Raw genomic sequence first — 17,138 nt, forward strand, 5'->3', positions numbered from 1 at the left:
CCGTGGAAGCCGTTCACGCGTGGGCAGGAACAACCACGGCGACCGGGTTCTGGCCCGCAGGAAGCTGGTACGCACTCGACTTGTCCACAGAGATGGTGGAGGAGTCGTTGCCGTTGTTGTCTCCACAACGGGCAACCTCCATCGCGCTCAGCACGCTGTCCAGGATCTCGGGGAACTGGGACTGGATGCCCGGATGCCGAGCGAGACCACCAGCATCTGGTAGTTGACCGTTCCTGACCCCTGTTCGAGGCTGCGCTCGTAGCCGCCACAGACGCCCGCGAGGCGGCGTCGGCGGGCGCCGCTACCGCCAGGGCTATCGTTGGCACCGCCCACACCGCGTCCTTGGCGAGGGTCCGGCGCCCGAACCCCCGACGGATCAGACGCGTCGAGGGGCACCTTCTCGGGGACTCCGTTTCTGCTGCGCGCCACGCTGCATGACATGTCATGGAACACACAGCGTTGGTGGCGGTGCCGGACCCGCCCGGGACACCTGCCTGGGACAATGGGCGCGTGACCGCCCTCCCCCTCTCCCTCCTCGTCTCCCTCGCCGCAGTCCTGCTCGTGAGCGGGACAGCCAAACTCGTGTCCCCCGGTGCGAGCCTGCAGCTCGTGGCGGGACTTCCCCTCCCCCGGTTCCTGCGTGGCCGATGGCTCCGTGAAGTGCTGCCGTGGGTGGAGATCTTCGTGGCCCTCGCACTGGTGCTCACCGCTGGCGCTCTACTGTGGCTCGCGAGCGCCGCGGCTCTGACACTGTTTGTCCTGTTCACTGCGGCGGTGGTGCCCGAGTCCCGCCGGCCCGATCCCGCCCCGTGCGGCTGCTTCGGCGCGCTGTCCCGGGCGCCGGTCTCCGCACGCACGGTCGTGCGCAACACGGCCTTCACGATGGTCGCCGCACTCGCCCTGCTCGCCGTGACGGTGACCGAGCCCCGCGGCCCGGTGGTCCCGCTGCCGTGGGGGACCCGACTCGCCCTGCTCGTCCCGGTTCTGCTGCTCCTGCTCTGCCTCTGGGCCGAGCGCGACGGCCGCGACCGCTCCGCGCCCGACGTCTCACAGCTGCCTGCGCTGCCGCCTCGACGCGGGTACGACGACGCCGAAACAACCTCCCTGCGTACGGCGCCGCTCACGGCGACGGGCCACGGTGCGGGGCCGGAGGAGGCCGCGGCGGCGGGCAACGGCGTCGTCGGCACGGACAGCACGGACAGCACGGACAGCACGGACAACGAAGCAGATCTCGAAGCGGACTACGAGCGCGCCCCAATCCCCCACACAGTGCTGCGAAACCGCGAAAGTGGCTCCGTGACCCTGCGCGCACTGGCGGCCATCGAGGCGCGTGCCCTGTTCTTCGTGAACCCCACGTGCGGCGAATGCGTGCCCGTGATCGAGCGACTGGCAACCCTCGGCGACCATCTGGGCCCTGTGGCCCTGCACACGGTGGTCTCCCGCGAGGAGAGCCTCGACCTGCTCCCCGCCCCACTGCGGGCGGCGGGGCTCGTGGACGCGGATTCCTCCGCCGCCGTCGTCTTCGAGCAGACCGCAACCATATGGGCCGTGGTGCTCGGCGCGGACGGCCTGCTCGCGGGCGGGCCCGTGGTGGGTGGAGGCGTTGTCCTGGAGCTGCTGCAGGAGCTGCAGGACCGGTTCACCGCTTGAGTCAGCGGACGCGGACTACCGGGTGAGCGCCTCCCCGGCCTGCGGGTGGTGGACGCCGCGGCCCAGCCGGTCCAGGGGCGTGCGGTAGGTCTCCCGCGCCCACAGCGCGCCCACGATCGCGATGGTCGAAGAGCCCGCCACGATCCATGCCGCAGGGACCCAGTTGGCGGGATCCCCGCCCACCAGAGCCGTGCCAGGGGAGGGCGTGAAGCCCGCACACAGAATGCCGATCTGCAGGCCGATCGCCATGCCCGAATACCGCACGCGCACGCTAAAAAGCTCTGGAAATTAGCCGGGGTACACGGAGTTGGACAGCACGTAGTTGCCCGCCGTGATCAGCGTGCTTGCCAGGAACACCACGGGGATGTTGCCTGGAGAGAGCACGGTGAAGGACCCGAAGATCAGCACGGCGGAGCCGGTGACACCCGCAAGGAACACGGGTTTGCGATCGAACCTGTCGGAAAACCTGGCGAACAGCGGCTGCGTGGCGATCGCGCACACGTTGCCCACGCTGCTGACCCACAGCATGGCCGCGGTGGGGATCCCCACGACCTGCGTGGCGCATGCCAGGCCGAACGCCTGCATGAAAGTGTTGGTGACTGTCTGGAAGGACATCAGGGCGACCTGCGCGAACGGCGCGAAGTGGGTCCGGAACATCACGGGGCCGTCGGAGATGCCGCTCCTCGCGAAGCTCGGGAAGAACGCACGGTGCCCCACCGGGGACTCCTCCATGGCCAACGACGACGCTCCGGCTGTCTCACCCCCGGCGGAGAGACCCGGAATCACGCGCAGCCGCACGAAGAGCGCGGGCGCCCAGTGGCCAGGCTGTGGAAGTCCGGGAGCATGCCGATCAGGAAGATGGCCGCGCCCATCAGCACGAGCGTGATGACCAGATGTTCTTGCGCCCGATCTTCTCGCTCAGGTGTCCGAAGACGAATGCGCCCGGGGAACGGAAAAGGTCGCCCACGCCGAAGATCGCGAAGGACTGGGATCAGCGCGATCGTGGCATCGCAGGCCAGGAAGAAGATTTGGCTGAAGACCACGGAGGCAGCCGTCGCGTAGCCGAAGAAGTCGTGGTACTCGAGCACCCCGCCCAGGAACGCGGCGACGTCGGGCGGACCCACAACCACCAGGGGCAGGGGCGGAACCGGCCACCAGGCCGGCACCGTGGTCAAGGCCCTCGACGCCCTCGCCCTGCTCGGAGAGCACCCGGACGGCGTTACTGCGGCCCAGATGGCGCGCAAGACGTCCCACCCCTTCAGCACGTGCTACCGGCTGCTGAACACGCTCGTGTCCACCGGCTTCGCCCGATACGACGCGCAGGACAAGCGCTACCACCTGGGACTGCGCGTGTTCCAGCTGGCGCACACCGTGGCGGCCCCCCAGGGTTTCGAGAGCTCCGCCGTCCCCGTGCTGCAGCGGCTCACCGAACGCACCCGGGAAAGCTCCGTGCTCCATGTGCCGGACGGCGACAGGGCCCTCACCGTGCGCACGGAGGACGGTCCGCAGTTCCGCGCCACCACGGATCCGGGTGACCGCGCGGCACTGCACAGCACGGCATCAGGCAAGATCCTGCTCGCCCTCTCCGAGCCCGCCGCTCGCGAGCAGCTGCTGCGGGACATCGAGTTCGAACCGCGCACGGCGCACTCGCTCACGGACCGGGACGAGCTCGCCCGCCAGGTCGTCACCGCCCGCGAGGGAGTCTGGACGTCCCAGAGCGAGGAGAACGACCTCGGCATGGTGGCGATCACGGCCCCCGTCCGGGCGGCTGCTGGGTGCCGTGGCACTTGCGGCTCCCCTGTTCCGCAGCACGGCGACCCAGCTCGAGGAGCACGTTCCCCCACTTATCGACGCCACGCGTGAGCTCGGACCGGTCCTGCCGGCACGGTGATCCGCCGCTGGCCGGTGGTGCCGACCAGCGCGGCGATGCTTGTCCGTGTCGGCAGTGTGACTAGGGTGACATTCCGTGACTCACTCCGACACCGCACCCCATTCCCACGAATCCCTCGCACCCCTGGGTTCCACGCAGCGCACGGCCACGGCCGCCGACCGGCTCGCCGAGGCCTACTTCCACGAGACCCTCGCCCTGGATCCGAGCGGCGCCACCTTCCTGGGCCTCCCGGGGCACGAGACCGAGTACCCTGACTTCGGTCCCGCCGGCCGTGCGGCCCGTGCCGAGCTCGTCCGCTCCACCCTCGCACGCCTGGACGACGTGACCCCCGAGGACGACGTGGACCGGGTGACCCTGCACGCCATGCGCAACGAGCTCGAGCTGGAACGGGACCGCCACGCGGCCAACCTGGATGTCGCCGTGGTCAATAACATCGAGTCCCCCGTGCAGGGCATCCGCCAGATCCTGGACGCAATGCCACGCGAGACCGAGCAGGACTGGCGCCACCTCGCGGGGCGCATGGCCAACATCCCCGCCGCGCTGGAGCAGTACCGCGAGGGCCTGCGCGAGGCCGTCTCACTGAACCGGCCACCGGCCGCGCCGCAGATCGTGGAGGCCGCCACGCAGGCGGAGCAGTACGCCTCCGACGAGGGCTCCTTCGCCACGCTCGCCTACGATCCCTCCGCACCTGAGCACGTGCGGGAGGACCTCGCCCGTGCCGCCGACGCCGCCCGCGCGGCCTACCGGGAGATCGCCCGGTCCCTGCGCGAAGAGTTCGCCCCTGGCGCCCGGGAGAGCAGCGCGTGCGGACTCGAGGACTACCGACTGCACCTCGCCTCCTTCCTCGGCGCCCGCCGGGACCCCCGTGAGGTCTACGACTGGGCCGTGCAGAAGTTGCTGGAGCTGGACGCCGAGCAGCGCGCCGTCGCGGACCAGATCTTGTCCGGGGCCACCGTGCAGCAGGCCATGGCCGCGCTGAACGAGGACCCCGCGCGCCAGCTGCACTCCCCCGAGGAGCTTCAGGCGTGGATGCAGCAGCTCTCGGACACCGCCCTGGCGGAAATGTCCGGAACGCACTTCGAGATCACCGAACCCATGCGCACGCTGGAGTGCCGCATTGCCCCCACACACGACGGCATCATCTACTACACCCCGCCGAGTGCCGACTTCTCCCGCCCCGGACGCATGTGGTGGTCCGTGCCGGAGGGCGTGTCCCAGCACAACACGTGGGAGGAGACCACCACCGTCTACCACGAGGGCATTCCGGGCCACCATCTGCAGTGCGCCACCGCCCTGGCCAACGCGGGCGAGCTCAACGAGTGGCGCCGCATGGGCATCTGGGTGTCCGGTCACGGCGAGGGCTGGGCCCTGTACGCAGAGCGTCTCATGGACGAGCTCGGCTTCCTCGACGACCCGGGGGACCGCATGGGCATGCTCGACTCGCAGCGGCTGCGCACCGTGCGGGTGATCTTCGACGTGGGATTCCACTGCGGCTTCGAGATCCCCTCGGACCTCGGGGACCTGCTCGGCGGGGCGCGCGCGGGTGAGACCTGGAACCCCGGGGACGGCTGGAAGTTCCTGCGCCACAACGTCGCCATGGCCGAGGGCACGCTGCGCTTCGAGTGGCTGCGCTACATGGGCTGGCCCGGGCAGGCCCCCTCCTACAGGATCGGGCTGCAGATGTGGCTGGACGCCCGCGAGGCGGCCATGTCGCGGGAGGGCGAGGACTTCGACCTCAAGCGCTTCCACAGCCGCGCTCTGCGGCTGGGCTCCGTGGGCTTGGACACACTCACCTACGCCCTCGCCCTGTGAGGCCCCGTGTTCCCGGGGATTCCCCCGGGAACACGGGGTTTATTCCCGGGTCTCTGCGTAATATTTCGTCACGGGCCGCGTGCAGTTTATGATTCGTCGCCCTATTGTTTCCGGTATGAATTCCGCAGAAAGTACCCGCCGTCTCCCGCGCTGGATGACGTCCTTCGGGTGGCAGATCCTCATCGCCCTCGTGCTGGGTGTCCTCCTCGGGTCCGTGGCAGCAGCCATGGGCGGGGACGCCGAGGAGAGCCCCAACTGGCTCATGACCACCCTGGACACCATCGGCTCCAGCTACGTCACGATCCTCAAGGCCGCCGTGGTGCCGCTGGTCGTGACCGCCGTCATCTCCTCGATCGCCAACCTGCGCGACGTCTCCAACGCGGCCCGCCTCGCGTGGAAGACCCTCATGTGGTTCGCCATCACGTCCCTGATCGCCGTGGTGATCGGCATGGTGCTCGGCGTCGTCGCCCAGCCCGGCGTGGGCACGGGCCAGGCGCAGCCCGGGGCGTACTCCGGCACCGAGGGCTCCTGGCTCGCGTTCCTCAAGGGCCTGATCCCCGTGAACGTCCTGGGCCTGGAGACCACCTCCAAGGTCCTGGACCCGGAGACCGTGAAGACCTCCGTGAACTTCAACATCCTGCAGATCCTGGTGGTCTCCCTGGTGGTCGGCATCGCCGCGCTGAAGACCGGCAAGGCCGCCGCCCCGTTCCTCACCTTCATGCAGTCCGGCCTCGCGATCATGCAGAAGGTCGTGTGGTGGATCATCCGCCTCGCTCCCCTCGGCACGCTCGGCCTGATCGGCACCGCCGTGTTCGAGTACGGCTGGACCTCCATGGGCTCGCTCGTGAAGTTCGTGCTGACCATCTACGTGGGCCTGCTGCTCGTGGCGTTCGTCGTCTACCCGGTGCTCGTGAAGCTCAACGGCCTGTCCGTGAAGCAGTTCTTCACCGGTGTGTGGCCGGCCATGCAGATGGGCTTCGTCTCCCGCTCCTCGCTGGGCACCATGCCCGTGACCCAGCACGTCAGCGAGCGCAACCTGGGCGTGCCCACGCACTACGCGTCCTTCGCCATCCCGCTGGGCGCCACCACCAAGATGGACGGTTGCGCGGCGATCTACCCCGCGGTCGCGGCCATCTTCGTGGCGCAGTTCTACGGAGTTGACCTCACGCCCATGCACTTCGTGCTGATCGCCCTGGTCTCCGTGCTCGGCTCCGCCGCCACGGCCGGGACCACCGGCGCCACCGTGATGCTGACCCTGACGCTGTCCACCCTGGGCCTGCCCCTGGACGGTGTGGGCCTGCTGCTCGCCGTGGACCCGATCATCGACATGGGCCGCACCGCCCTCAACGTGACCGGCCAGGCGCTCGTGGCGGCCATCGTCTCCAAGCGCGAGGGCATCCTCGACATGGACCTCTACAACGCCCCGCGCCACGGCGACTTCGGCAACGACGACGACGCCGCGTCGTCGGATCCCGAGCTCGCCACCGCCTCGGCGTCCGGAGCCTCGGCCTACGCCCCCGCGGGCCCGTCCGACGGCCAGCGCACCGAGTAGGTTCCCCAACCCGCGACTGTCGGTACGGCGACGGTGCGGAAGGGCGGTCCGGAGTCTCCCGGGCCGCCCTTCCGCGTCCCACAAAGGGGGGCGTGTACGCGGGCACCGATGACCGTTAGGATGTGGTGCACATCACTTCCGCAGACAGGACGGTCGGTTTCATGAGCGTGTACACACAGCCCGGCAAGGACGGCTCGGTCGTCACCTTCAAGCCCCGCTACGAGCACTTCATCGGAGGCCAGTGGGTGGCGCCGGTCAAGGGTCAGTACTTCGAGGACGTCACCCCGGTCACGGGCCAGGCGTTCACAGAGGTCGGGCGCGGAACCGCGGAGGACATCGAGGCCGCGCTGGACGCGGCCTGGGCCGCCGCACCGTCGTGGAACGCCTCCACGCCCACGCAGCGCGCGATCATGCTCAACAAGATCGCGGACCGCATGGAGGAGAACCTCGAGCTGATCGCCGTCGCCGAGACCTGGGACAACGGCAAGCCGGTCCGCGAGACCCTCAACGCGGACATCCCCCTGGCCATCGACCACTTCCGGTACTTCGCCGGTGCGATCCGCGCGCAGGAGGGCCATCTCTCGCAGCTGGACGAGGACACCGTGGCGTACCACTTCCATGAGCCCCTCGGTGTCGTCGGCCAGATCATCCCCTGGAACTTCCCCATCCTCATGGCCGTGTGGAAGCTCGCCCCGGCGCTGGCCGCCGGCAACTGTGTGGTGCTCAAGCCCGCCGAGCAGACTCCCGCCTCGATCCTCGTGCTGATGGAGCTGATCCAGGACCTCGTCCCGGACGGCGTGGTCAACATCGTCAACGGCTTCGGCGTCGAGTGCGGCAAGCCGCTCGCGTCCAACAAGCGCATCCGCAAGATCGCGTTCACCGGTGAGACCACCACGGGCCGACTCATCATGCAGTACGCGTCCGAGAACATCATCCCGGTCACCCTGGAACTCGGCGGCAAGTCGCCCAACATCTTCTTCGAGGACGTCGCCCAGCAGAAGGACGGCTTCTACGACAAGGCGCTGGAAGGCTTCGCGTTCTTCGCTCTGAACTCCGGCGAGGTCTGCACGTGCCCGTCCCGCGCCCTGATTCAGGAGTCCATCTACGACCAGTTCCTCGCGGACGGCATCGACCGCGTGTCCAAGATCGTGGCGGGCAACCCCCTGGACACCGACACCATGATCGGCGCGCAGGCCTCCACCGACCAGCTGGAGAAGATCCTGTCCTACCTCGACATCGGCAAGAAGGAGGGGGCGAAGGTGCTCATCGGCGGCGAGCGCGCGGAGCTCGAGGGCGACCTCGCCGGCGGCTACTACGTGCAGCCCACCGTGTTCGAGGGCACCAACAACATGCGCATCTTCCAGGAGGAGATCTTCGGGCCGGTGCTCTCGGTGGCGAAGTTCGGCTCGTACGACGACGCCATCTCGATCGCCAACGACACCCTCTACGGTCTGGGCGCCGGTGTGTGGGCTCGTAGCGGCAACACCGCCTACCGCGCAGGCAGGGCCATCCAGTCCGGCCGCGTGTGGGTGAACCAGTACCACAGCTACCCGGCGCACTCGGCATTCGGCGGGTACAAGTCATCCGGCATCGGCCGCGAGAACCACCTGATGATGCTGGACCACTACCAGCAGACGAAGAACATGCTCGTGAGCTACACCGAGTCGCCGCAGGGCTTCTTCTAAACCCCACTGAGACAGCGGTTAGACCCGGGGCGGTGTCCACACAGTGCCCGCCCCGGGTCGTCGTCCCGGCGTCCCTGGACGGTCCGGGTCAGGGCGAGAAGGTCAGCAACGCCAGCATGAGGCCCGAGGCGACGAGGAGATTGCCGACCAGCGCCACGTAGCGGCGAGCCCGTCCGCCGCAGGCGGAACAATTGCCAGCCATCTCTTCCCCCGGCCGCACCTCCACGACCATGCTGGGGGCACACGCGATGCGCCCCATGGGGCGTCCCCGACCACGAACAGAGGCCGCACATGAGCATCGGAGCACAGACCACCGCGTCGGTTCCCGCCGGACCCGAAAACGGGCCCCATGGCGAGCAGGAGTCCGCGGTCGAGTTCCCGCCCGGGATCGACGTGGCCCTCACCGCCACCGCCACCGTGGCCGGGGAGACGGAGTCGCGGGTGGGGTTCACCCCGGCCGCCGTGGAGCTGATGCGACAGCTGTGGGAGAGCCACGGGGCGCTCATGTTCCACCAGTCCGGTGGGTGTTGCGACGGGTCCGCTCCCATGTGCTTCCCGGCGGGCGAGTTCCGCACCGGGGATTCGGACGTCCTGCTCGGCGTTGCCGATCTCACGGCACAGGACGGATCCGCGCTGGGCCCGGTGGAGTTCTGGATCTCCGCCGAGCAGTTCGAGGCGTGGCGCCGCACCCGTCTGGTGATTGACGCGGTCCCGGGCCGGGGCTCCGGATTTTCCCTGGAGACCCCCACGGGCAAGCGCTTCCTCACGCGCAGCGAACTGTGCTCCGTCTAGGACACACATGGCGGTGACCTGGGACCATCCGGCGTTCGGAGATCCCTTTCTCGGCACGCGTGGAGCTGGCACACGCCGAGGTTCAGTTCCTTGCGCGTAACACGCACGCGGACGCCCTGCGGGTCAAGGGCTACGCCACGGACCCCCGGCTGCTCCACCCATGCGGGCACAGCACAGACGTTGACGTTCTCGTGGGTCCCCGGCTCGTGGCGCGGCTGACGGTCCTCCGTACGGGCCAGAGGAACCACGATGCGCTGCACGGCCCCTGGAACCTCGGCCCCCGACGTGAGCAACTGTGTGAGCAGCAGGCGAGAGGCCACGGCCAGCAGGTCCAGAAGGGATGTCGCCCCCGGCCACGAGAAGCATCACAACGATGCGGGTTTTCATGGGCCGGGGTGCCTGGGTCGATGCGGGGCGGAGATCCCGGAGGGCTCCCCCACATCCTGCGCCCTGCACTCTCAGCCATGCCCCACCTGCTCTTCGTCTGCCACGGCACCGTGGCCCGCTCCCCCGCCGTGCCGGACGAGGGCGTCCGAGACCCCCACCTGCGCGGCATCCACGCCGCACGGGCCACGGTGCAGCGCCTGGAGCGCGGCGTCGCCACCATCCTCCCGCTGCTGGCACCGTCAGTAGCCCGAAGACCGCCCCCGTGAAGCCGGGGAAGAAGATGCGCCACGGCGCGGCCCGACGAGGCGGCCGCCTGGTTCGGTGGTCTCACGGCTCAGTACGCCGCGTCACGGGTGAGCACGGCCCTGACGGTCTTCAGCACGATGATGGCGTCCCCCGCAAGGGACCAGTTCTCCACGTAGGCCAGGTCTGGGCACACGCTCTCGTCCGCGGAGAAGGAGGAGCGTTCACTCACCTGCCACGGCCCGGTGATCCCCGGCTTCACAGTCAGCCGGGGCTGGTGGTTCTCCGGCAGCTGCGCCACCCCGCTCGCGAGCTGGGGGCGCGGACCCACCACGGCCATGTCCCCGCGCAGCACGTTGAGCAGCTGGGGCAGCTCGTCCACGGACCAGCTGCGCAGCACACGGCCCACGGGCGTCACGCGCGGGTCGTTGTGCAGCGTGAGGAGAGACCCGTGGCCCTGGTTGTCCGCACGCAGCCCCGTGACCTCGACCTCCGCGCCCACGCGCATGGAGCGGAACTTGTACATCGTGAACGCCGCGCCGTCGATCCCCACGCGCTGCTGCCGGTAGAGCACGGGCCCGCCGTCCTGCAGCTTGACCGCGAGCGCCGCGAGCACGAGCAGAGGGGAGCAGAGCAGCCCCCCGAGCACCGCGACCACCAGGTCGAAGCCGCGTTTGAGCACGTACTTGGCACCCGTGAGCCGAGGGGCGTCCACGGTTGTCAGCGGCAGGCCCGCCACGGGGCGCCAGTGGATGCGGGGACCCACCACGTCGGTCAGGCGGCTGGTCAGCACGAGGCGCACGTCCGAGCCCTCGAGCTGCAAGGAGAGGGAGCGCAGGAACTGGCGGTCGGTGTCGGCGTCGTCGGCCACGATCACGGTGCGCAACCCGGTCTCGTCGAGCACCTCCTGGGTGCCTTCCCACGAGCCCAGGTTGCGCAGCACCGTGCCGTCCATCAGCTGGATCTGATCGGGAGCGTCCGGCTCCGCGCAGAGCACGGCGGCCACCCGGTAGCCCGCCGCGGGGATCCGGGCGATGTGCCCGGCCGTCCACGTGACCGTCGGTGTGGAGCCGATCAGCAGCGCGTGCTCCATCATGGTTCCGGCGGCCCTCCGGCGCACGAGCACCTGCCGCAGCAGCCAGCGCCCCAGGATGAGCAGCCCGAACCCCAGCGGCAGCGCGAGCGCCAGGAAGCCGCGGGCCACATCCAGCTGGAAGACCACGGCGGCCAGGGACAGCCCGCCCAACAGCACGAATGTGGCATTCGCCACCACCCGGTACTCGACGTCGCCGAAGCCCAGGTGGTGGCGCGAGTACGCTCTGCGCACGGCGAGCGCCGCGATCCACGCGAGCCCAATGAACGCGGAGATCGCGGGGCAGCTCAGCCACGGCGCACCCACCACCGTGGCGGTGTTCGCGCGCCCGAAGCGCAGCCCGGTGGCCACGCCCATCGCCGCGCCCACCGCGAGCAGGTCGCACAGCAGCGCCGCGGCCCTGTAGGGCACCCACCACGGGGTGCCGAGCGGACCGTGTACGGGTGCCGGTTCTGCGATGTCGCGCACCAGCCCGGGGCGGTGGGCGGGGGCGACGTCGCCCGCGGGCGGCCCTGCCCCGGCAGGCTCCTGGCGCGCCGTTCCCGGGACCAGCGTGTGCGCGGCACCGGGTGCCAGCTGAGAAGACGCCCCGGATGCCGCCCGGGCAAGCGCCTCGGGAGCCGAACGCGCCTCCGTCTCGGGCGACACTGATGCCTGGGGAGACGCCTGATGCGTTCCACCGCGTACGTGCACCAGCGATCACCTCCTGCCCCGGAATTTCTCGCGTCATCGTAGCAAGATGCATGCGTCTGCGTGGATTCGTCCCCAAGTCAGAGGCGCATGCGGGACTCGTCGCGGACTGACTCGCGCGGGCAGGTCCCACCCCCGACCGGCCGCGATCCGGCTGAGCGGCTCCATGGAAAGGCGACCGATGCATCCATGTGCGACGCGTCACAGGCCGTGCGACTGAGCGTCAGGGGCACGGGCATGGACGTGACGCTGGCCGGGGCCCTCGGACCCTTCTGGGCCGAGCGCAGGCACGGGAAAGACCACCGTCGCCGCGACCCTCGGGCGCGCTCTGGAGTACCTGGCCAACGACACGGTGCGCGTGGACCCGAGTGACCTGCGCGCCCCTGTCCGAAGCCGCTGTCGGTCGTCACGCGCAAGGGCGGCTCCCAACGGCAGGTCGCCCCCGGGGACCTCGGCCTGCGGCCGGTCACCAGGCAGGTGCGGCTGGGCTCGTTCGTCCTGGTGGAGCGGCAGACGACGGATGCCGCAGATCCTGCCCCCCGCCGGACTCAGCGAAACCCTGCCCCTGGTGCTCGCGCTGTCGAGCCTCGCGCCCAGCATCTCCGCGCTGCCCTCGGTGCCCGCACCGCTGAGCACCCTCGTGCGGACGGTCGCCGGGTGCGCGGGGTGCGGGCCGCACGCTACCGGTAGGTCGACGACGTTGCCGCCCTCCTCACGGGCCCCGCCACCGCACCGCTGCCGCCCCGCCCGCTCCCCGGCCCCTCGGTCGAGGACGCGCCCTCCCGGACTGAGAATCAGGAGTCCTCCGTGCTTGCAGTCCACAGACACGGAACCCTGATCCGCACCCTGCTGGACCAGCTGCCCCCGCTCCGTCCACGAACTGGCCGCTGCACTGAGGGAGGAGCACGGCGAGGACCCCCGGGCGGAGGAGTTCACACGTCGCAGCATCCGCAGCCTGGTGCAGCTGGGTGTCCTGCGCTCGGACGAGGACCGCGCGGCGCAATCAGGGACGGACCGAACCGATGCGAGCGGGCAACGGATGGCGCTGACCGGAGTGGATGGAACCTGCGCGGGTGCAACCGATCCTGCCGCCGTACAGTTGCAGCGTGGAACCTTCCCTGATCCTCGCCTCCCAGTCCCCGGCCCGCGCGGGCCTGTTGCGCAGGGCCGCCATCCCGTTCGACGCAGTCGTCTCCCACGTGGACGAGGACGCCCTGGTTCGCGCCGAGGGGCCATTCACGCCGGCGGAGACCGCGCTGCGCCTGGCCCGCGCCAAGGCGGAGGCCGTCGCCCAGCTGCCGCAGGCGCAGGGCCGCCTGGTGCTCGGCTGCGACTCCGTGTTCGAGCTGGACGGGGAGTCGTACGGGAAGCCGTACGAACCGGACGTCGCGCTCAAGCGCATCACCGCCATGAGCGGGCGGGCGGGCACGCTGCACACCGGCCACTGGCTGGTGGACGCCCACGACGACGCGGCCCACCAGGCCGGACACGGGGCCCTGAGCTCGGCGACCGTTCACTTCGCGCAGATGTCCCCCGAGGAGATCCGGGACTACGTGGGCACCGGAGAACCACTGCAGGTGGCCGGCTCCTTCACGCTGGACGGGCGCGGATCCGTGTTCGTGGAACGCGTGGAGGGGGACCCGAACGCGGTGGTCGGACTGAGCCTGTCCACGCTGCGGGCACTGCTGCGCGACGCGGGCGTGTGCGTCACCACGTGGTGGGACGCCCAGCCGGAGGGCGCACAGCACAGCGCGCAATGATTTGTAGAACTTCTACAGTTCACGCGGTTCTCGGCGCCGACACTTAGGCGTTCCCCCCGGCGGGGCACTAATCTTTCGGAGAGATGTCGACAAGGAGTTATCACGTGACCACCACCTCGCGGCAGCACGAAGAGGCCGCCACCGCACCCCGTCCGCTCACCAAGGTCCTGGTGGCCAACCGTGGGGAGATCGCGGTCCGTGTCATCCGCGCCGCGCGTGACGAGGGCATCGCCTCGGTGGCCGTGTACGCGGACCCGGACCGGGACGCCCTGCATGTGCGCATGGCGGACGAGGCCTACGCCCTCGGTGGCACCACCGCCGCGGACTCCTACCTGCAGATCGACAAGATCCTCGACGCCGCCGCCCGCTCCGGCGCGGACGCCGTCCATCCCGGCTACGGGTTCCTCTCCGAGAACGCGGACTTCGCGGCGGCCGTGCTCAACGCCGGTCTCACGTGGATCGGCCCTCCCCCGGCGGCCATCCGCCAGCTGGGGGACAAGGTGGCCGCCCGCCACATCGCGGAGAAGGTCAACGCCCCGCAGGTGCCCGGCACCGCGGACCCCGTGACGAGCGCCCAGGAGGTCCTGGACTTCGCGGACGAGCACGGCCTGCCCATCGCCATCAAGGCGGCCTTCGGCGGCGGCGGACGCGGCATCAAGGTCGTGCGCGAACGCGAGGCCATCCCGGAGCTGTACGAGTCCGCCGTGCGCGAAGCGACCGCGGCGTTCGGCCGCGGTGAGTGCTTCGTCGAACGCTTCCTGGACGCACCCCGCCACGTGGAGACCCAGTGCCTCGCGGACCAGTTCGGCAACGTCGTCGTCGTCTCAACCCGCGACTGCTCGCTGCAGCGCCGCAATCAGAAGCTCGTGGAAGAGGCTCCGGCACCGTTCCTCACGGACGAGCAGAACCAGCGTCTCTACGAGTCCTCCAAGGCCATCCTGCGCGAGGCCGGGTACCAGGGCGCGGGCACGTGCGAGTTCCTCGTGGGCCAGGACGGCACCATCTCCTTCCTGGAGGTCAACACGCGCCTGCAGGTGGAGCACCCCGTCTCGGAGGAGGTCTCCGGACTGGACTTGGTGCGCGAGCAGTTCCGCATCGCCCGCGGCGAGGCGCTCGGCTACGAGGACCCCGAGATCCGCGGCCACAGCTTCGAGTTCCGCATCAACGGCGAGGACGCCGGGCGCAACTTCATGCCCTCCCCCGGCACGCTCACCACGTTCACCATGCCCTCCGGGCCCGGGGTGCGCGTGGACTCTGGTGTGGAGGCCGGAGAGACGGTGGGCGGCAGCTTCGACTCCATGCTCGCCAAGCTCATCGTCACGGGCGCGAACCGCACCCAGGCCCTGGAGCGCTCCCGCCGTGCCCTGCAGGAGCTGAGCATCGAGGGCATGCCCACGGTGGTCCCGTTCCACCGTGCCGTCGTCTCCGATCCGGCCTTCGCCACCCCTGAAGGCACCCCGTTCACCGTGCACACCCGCTGGATCGAGACCGAGTTCGACAACCAGATCGAACCCTTCAGCGCTGCCCCCGAGCCCTCGGAGGAGGAGCCGGAGCGGCAGAGCATCGTGGTGGAGGTGGGCGGCAAGCGCCTGGAGGTGACCGTCCCGCAGCAGCTCGCGGGCCCCCGCTCGGCCGCCCCCACCGCGCAGAGCAAGCAGCGCAAGCAGCGGGCCACGCGTGGTTCGGCCGCGGCCCGCGGTGCATCCGGGGACTCACTGACCTCACCCATGCAGGGCACCATCGTGAAGATCGCCGTGTCCAACGGGGATGAGGTCTCCGAGGGCGATCTGATCGTGGTGCTCGAGGCCATGAAGATGGAGCAGCCCCTCACGGCGCACAAGTCCGGGGTCGTCAAGGACCTGGACGTCTCGCAGGGGGACACCGTCTCCGCCGGGACCGTGCTCGCCTCCATCACGGGCTGAGCGGATAGGGGCAGCGCGACGACGCCGCCGCGGTCAAGACGGCGTCTCAGAATGTGAACTCCCCAGTTCACGATGTGGTATCCGGCGCTCTATCTTGAAGACATTCAGACCACCTGTCCTGTGAGGTTCACCATGTCTTCGCCCGTGTCCACCGTGGACCCCGGTTCTGCAGCGCAACGCCCCGCCGTTCCGCGCAGCCGCGTGATCCTGGCCTCCCTCGTGGGGACCACGATCGAGTTCTACGACTTCTACGTCTACGCCACCGCCGCCGTGGCCGTCTTCCCCGCCCTGTTCTTCACGGGCGAGAACGACACCGCCAAGCTGCTGGCCTCCATGGCCACGTTCGCCGCCGCGTTCTTCGGCCGCCCCATCGGTTCTGTGATCTTCGGGCACTACGGTGATCGCATCGGACGCAAGGCCACCCTGATCGGCGCGCTGCTGACCATGGGTGTGGCCACGTTCCTGATCGGCATGCTGCCCACCTTCTACCAGATCGGCATCTGGGCGCCTCTGATCCTCACGATCCTGCGCTTCTGCCAGGGTCTGGGCCTGGGTGGCGAGTGGTCCGGCGCATCCCTGCTGGCCACCGAGTACGCGGAGGAGGGCAAGCGCGCGCGGGCCGCCATGTGGCCGCAGCTCGGGGCCCCGTTCGGGTTCATCCTGGCCAACGGCTTCTTCCTGCTGCTGACCGTGGCCATGCAGTTCGGCACCGCCGGTCACGAGCTCGGCGCGAACCACCCGTTCCTGGTGTGGGGCTGGCGCATCCCGTTCCTGGCCTCCGTGGTCATGGTCCTTCTGGGTCTGTGGGTGCGCGTCAAGCTCGAGGAGACCCCCGTGTTCCAGCGGGCGGAGCAGCAGGGTGAGAAGGTGAAGGCCCCGGTCATCGACGTCTTCAAGACCTCGTGGGTGCAGATCGTCCAGGGCACGTTCATCATGCTGGCCACCTACGTGCTCTTCTACCTGATGACCGCGTGGATCCTCTCCTACGGCATCGGCAAGCCCGCCGCCGGGGGGCTGGGCGTGCAGTACCGCACGTTCCTGATCCTGCAGCTGCTCGCGGTGCTTCTCTTCGCGGCCATGGTCCCGGTCTCCGGCTGGCTCGCGGACCGCTTCGGACGCCGTTCCTCCCAGCTGGTGATCACCTCCGCCATCCTGCTCTTCGGCCTGAGCTTCGGGCTGATCATGGACCCGGCGCACGTGGGCACGGGCACGGACGCGTCCCTGCCGCGCATCCTGTTCTTCCTCACACTCGGCATGACGCTGATGGGCCTGACCTTCGGCTCGATGTCCGCGATCCTGCCGGAGCTGTTCCCCACCAACGTGCGCTACACCGGTTCTGGCATCGCGTACAACGTGGCCTCCATCCTGGGCGCGGCCATCACCCCGTACATCGCGGTGATGCTCAACTCCTCGTACGGGGTGGGCTCGGTGGGCCTGTACCTGTCCTTCGCGGCGGTCATCACGCTCGTGGCCCTGTGGTTCTCCCCGGAGACCCGCCACGTGGACATGTACGCCGTGGGCACCCCCACGCCGTAGGGCCGCTTTCCCTCGCTACGACGACGCCGCGGTGACCTTCTCCTGAAGGTCACCGCGGCGTCGTCGTAGCCGAGCACGCGGTACTCGCCCCGGCCGAGGCGTCACGGGAAGCCCGGGCGGTCAGC

At 69.7% G+C, this 17,138-nt stretch carries 16 protein-coding genes; 10 read left to right on the forward strand and 6 right to left on the reverse strand.

Annotated features, from left to right (window positions below; genetic code table 11):
* Positions 1-13: 13 nt before the first annotated feature.
* Complete coding sequence (locus tag ABD264_RS10635) at positions 14-154, reverse strand: hypothetical protein (RefSeq protein ID WP_153245901.1); 141 nt, start codon at positions 152-154, stop codon at positions 14-16.
* A gap of 356 nt (positions 155-510) precedes the next feature.
* Here ABD264_RS10635 and ABD264_RS10640 point away from each other — a divergent pair, with 356 nt between their 5' ends.
* Positions 511-1,650: a MauE/DoxX family redox-associated membrane protein gene (locus ABD264_RS10640; protein WP_344205970.1), complete on the forward strand. Its 1,140-nt coding sequence runs from the start codon at positions 511-513 to the stop codon at positions 1,648-1,650.
* A gap of 15 nt (positions 1,651-1,665) precedes the next feature.
* Here ABD264_RS10640 and ABD264_RS10645 read toward each other — a convergent pair whose 3' ends face one another.
* Genes ABD264_RS10645 through ABD264_RS10655 form a run of 3 tightly spaced genes read right to left on the reverse strand, consistent with a single transcriptional unit; the run spans position 1,666 to position 2,825 of the window.
* Positions 1,666-1,920 carry a hypothetical protein gene (locus tag ABD264_RS10645; protein WP_222128305.1) on the reverse strand — a complete coding sequence of 85 codons (255 nt, stop codon included), beginning with the start codon at positions 1,918-1,920 and terminating at the stop codon, positions 1,666-1,668.
* A gap of 18 nt (positions 1,921-1,938) precedes the next feature.
* Positions 1,939-2,382, reverse strand: coding sequence for an MFS transporter (locus ABD264_RS10650; protein WP_344205972.1), 444 nt, complete (start codon positions 2,380-2,382; stop codon positions 1,939-1,941).
* A gap of 50 nt (positions 2,383-2,432) precedes the next feature.
* A complete protein-coding gene (locus ABD264_RS10655) occupies positions 2,433-2,825 on the reverse strand; it encodes an MFS transporter (RefSeq protein WP_344205974.1) in 393 nt (130 codons plus the stop codon).
* On the opposite strand from ABD264_RS10655, the gene ABD264_RS10660 reads away from it, so the two are divergent.
* From ABD264_RS10660 to exaC, 4 genes are all read left to right on the forward strand, one after another.
* Positions 2,818-3,513: an IclR family transcriptional regulator gene (locus ABD264_RS10660; RefSeq protein ID WP_344205976.1), complete on the forward strand. Its 696-nt coding sequence runs from the start codon at positions 2,818-2,820 to the stop codon at positions 3,511-3,513. The two genes, ABD264_RS10655 and ABD264_RS10660, sit on opposite strands and share 8 nt — an antisense overlap.
* A gap of 103 nt (positions 3,514-3,616) precedes the next feature.
* Complete coding sequence (locus tag ABD264_RS10665; RefSeq protein ID WP_303106049.1) at positions 3,617-5,353, forward strand: DUF885 domain-containing protein; 1,737 nt, start codon at positions 3,617-3,619, stop codon at positions 5,351-5,353.
* A 115-nt stretch (positions 5,354-5,468) separates the two neighbouring features.
* The gene (locus tag ABD264_RS10670; RefSeq protein WP_303106048.1) at positions 5,469-6,905 is read left to right on the forward strand and encodes a dicarboxylate/amino acid:cation symporter; all 1,437 of its coding nucleotides are present in this window, start codon (positions 5,469-5,471) and stop codon (positions 6,903-6,905) included.
* Between the two features lie 161 nt (positions 6,906-7,066).
* Positions 7,067-8,590 (forward strand): acetaldehyde dehydrogenase ExaC, encoded by a 1,524-nt coding sequence (gene exaC / locus ABD264_RS10675; protein ID WP_290498592.1) that lies wholly within the window; start codon positions 7,067-7,069, stop codon positions 8,588-8,590.
* 88 nt (positions 8,591-8,678) lie between these two features.
* Here exaC and ABD264_RS10680 read toward each other — a convergent pair whose 3' ends face one another.
* Positions 8,679-8,849, reverse strand: coding sequence for a hypothetical protein (locus ABD264_RS10680; RefSeq protein ID WP_153245902.1), 171 nt, complete (start codon positions 8,847-8,849; stop codon positions 8,679-8,681).
* A 32-nt stretch (positions 8,850-8,881) separates the two neighbouring features.
* On the opposite strand from ABD264_RS10680, the gene ABD264_RS10685 reads away from it, so the two are divergent.
* Positions 8,882-9,382, forward strand: coding sequence for a DUF779 domain-containing protein (locus tag ABD264_RS10685; protein WP_144942332.1), 501 nt, complete (start codon positions 8,882-8,884; stop codon positions 9,380-9,382).
* A gap of 464 nt (positions 9,383-9,846) precedes the next feature.
* Entirely contained in the window at positions 9,847-10,035 is a 189-nt protein-coding gene (locus tag ABD264_RS10690) for a hypothetical protein (protein WP_344205981.1), read from the forward strand.
* 68 nt (positions 10,036-10,103) lie between these two features.
* Here ABD264_RS10690 and ABD264_RS10695 read toward each other — a convergent pair whose 3' ends face one another.
* Entirely contained in the window at positions 10,104-11,753 is a 1,650-nt protein-coding gene (locus ABD264_RS10695) for a sugar transferase (RefSeq protein WP_344205983.1), read from the reverse strand.
* A gap of 1,148 nt (positions 11,754-12,901) precedes the next feature.
* Here ABD264_RS10695 and ABD264_RS10700 point away from each other — a divergent pair.
* The 3 genes from ABD264_RS10700 to ABD264_RS10710 all read left to right on the forward strand — a co-directional run bounded on the left by ABD264_RS10700 (position 12,902) and on the right by ABD264_RS10710 (position 17,013).
* On the forward strand, positions 12,902-13,555 hold the full coding sequence (locus ABD264_RS10700; protein ID WP_303106045.1) for a Maf family protein: 654 nt from the start codon (positions 12,902-12,904) through the stop codon (positions 13,553-13,555).
* A gap of 104 nt (positions 13,556-13,659) precedes the next feature.
* Positions 13,660-15,477 (forward strand): ATP-binding protein, encoded by a 1,818-nt coding sequence (locus ABD264_RS10705; RefSeq protein ID WP_144942335.1) that lies wholly within the window; start codon positions 13,660-13,662, stop codon positions 15,475-15,477.
* Positions 15,478-15,609: 132 nt separating this feature from the next.
* Positions 15,610-17,013, forward strand: coding sequence for an MFS transporter (locus tag ABD264_RS10710; protein WP_144942336.1), 1,404 nt, complete (start codon positions 15,610-15,612; stop codon positions 17,011-17,013).
* Positions 17,014-17,138 lie beyond the last annotated feature (125 nt).

The sequence above is a fragment of the Kocuria salsicia genome (genome assembly GCF_039532055.1).
GTDB lineage: Bacteria > Actinomycetota > Actinomycetes > Actinomycetales > Micrococcaceae > Kocuria > Kocuria salsicia.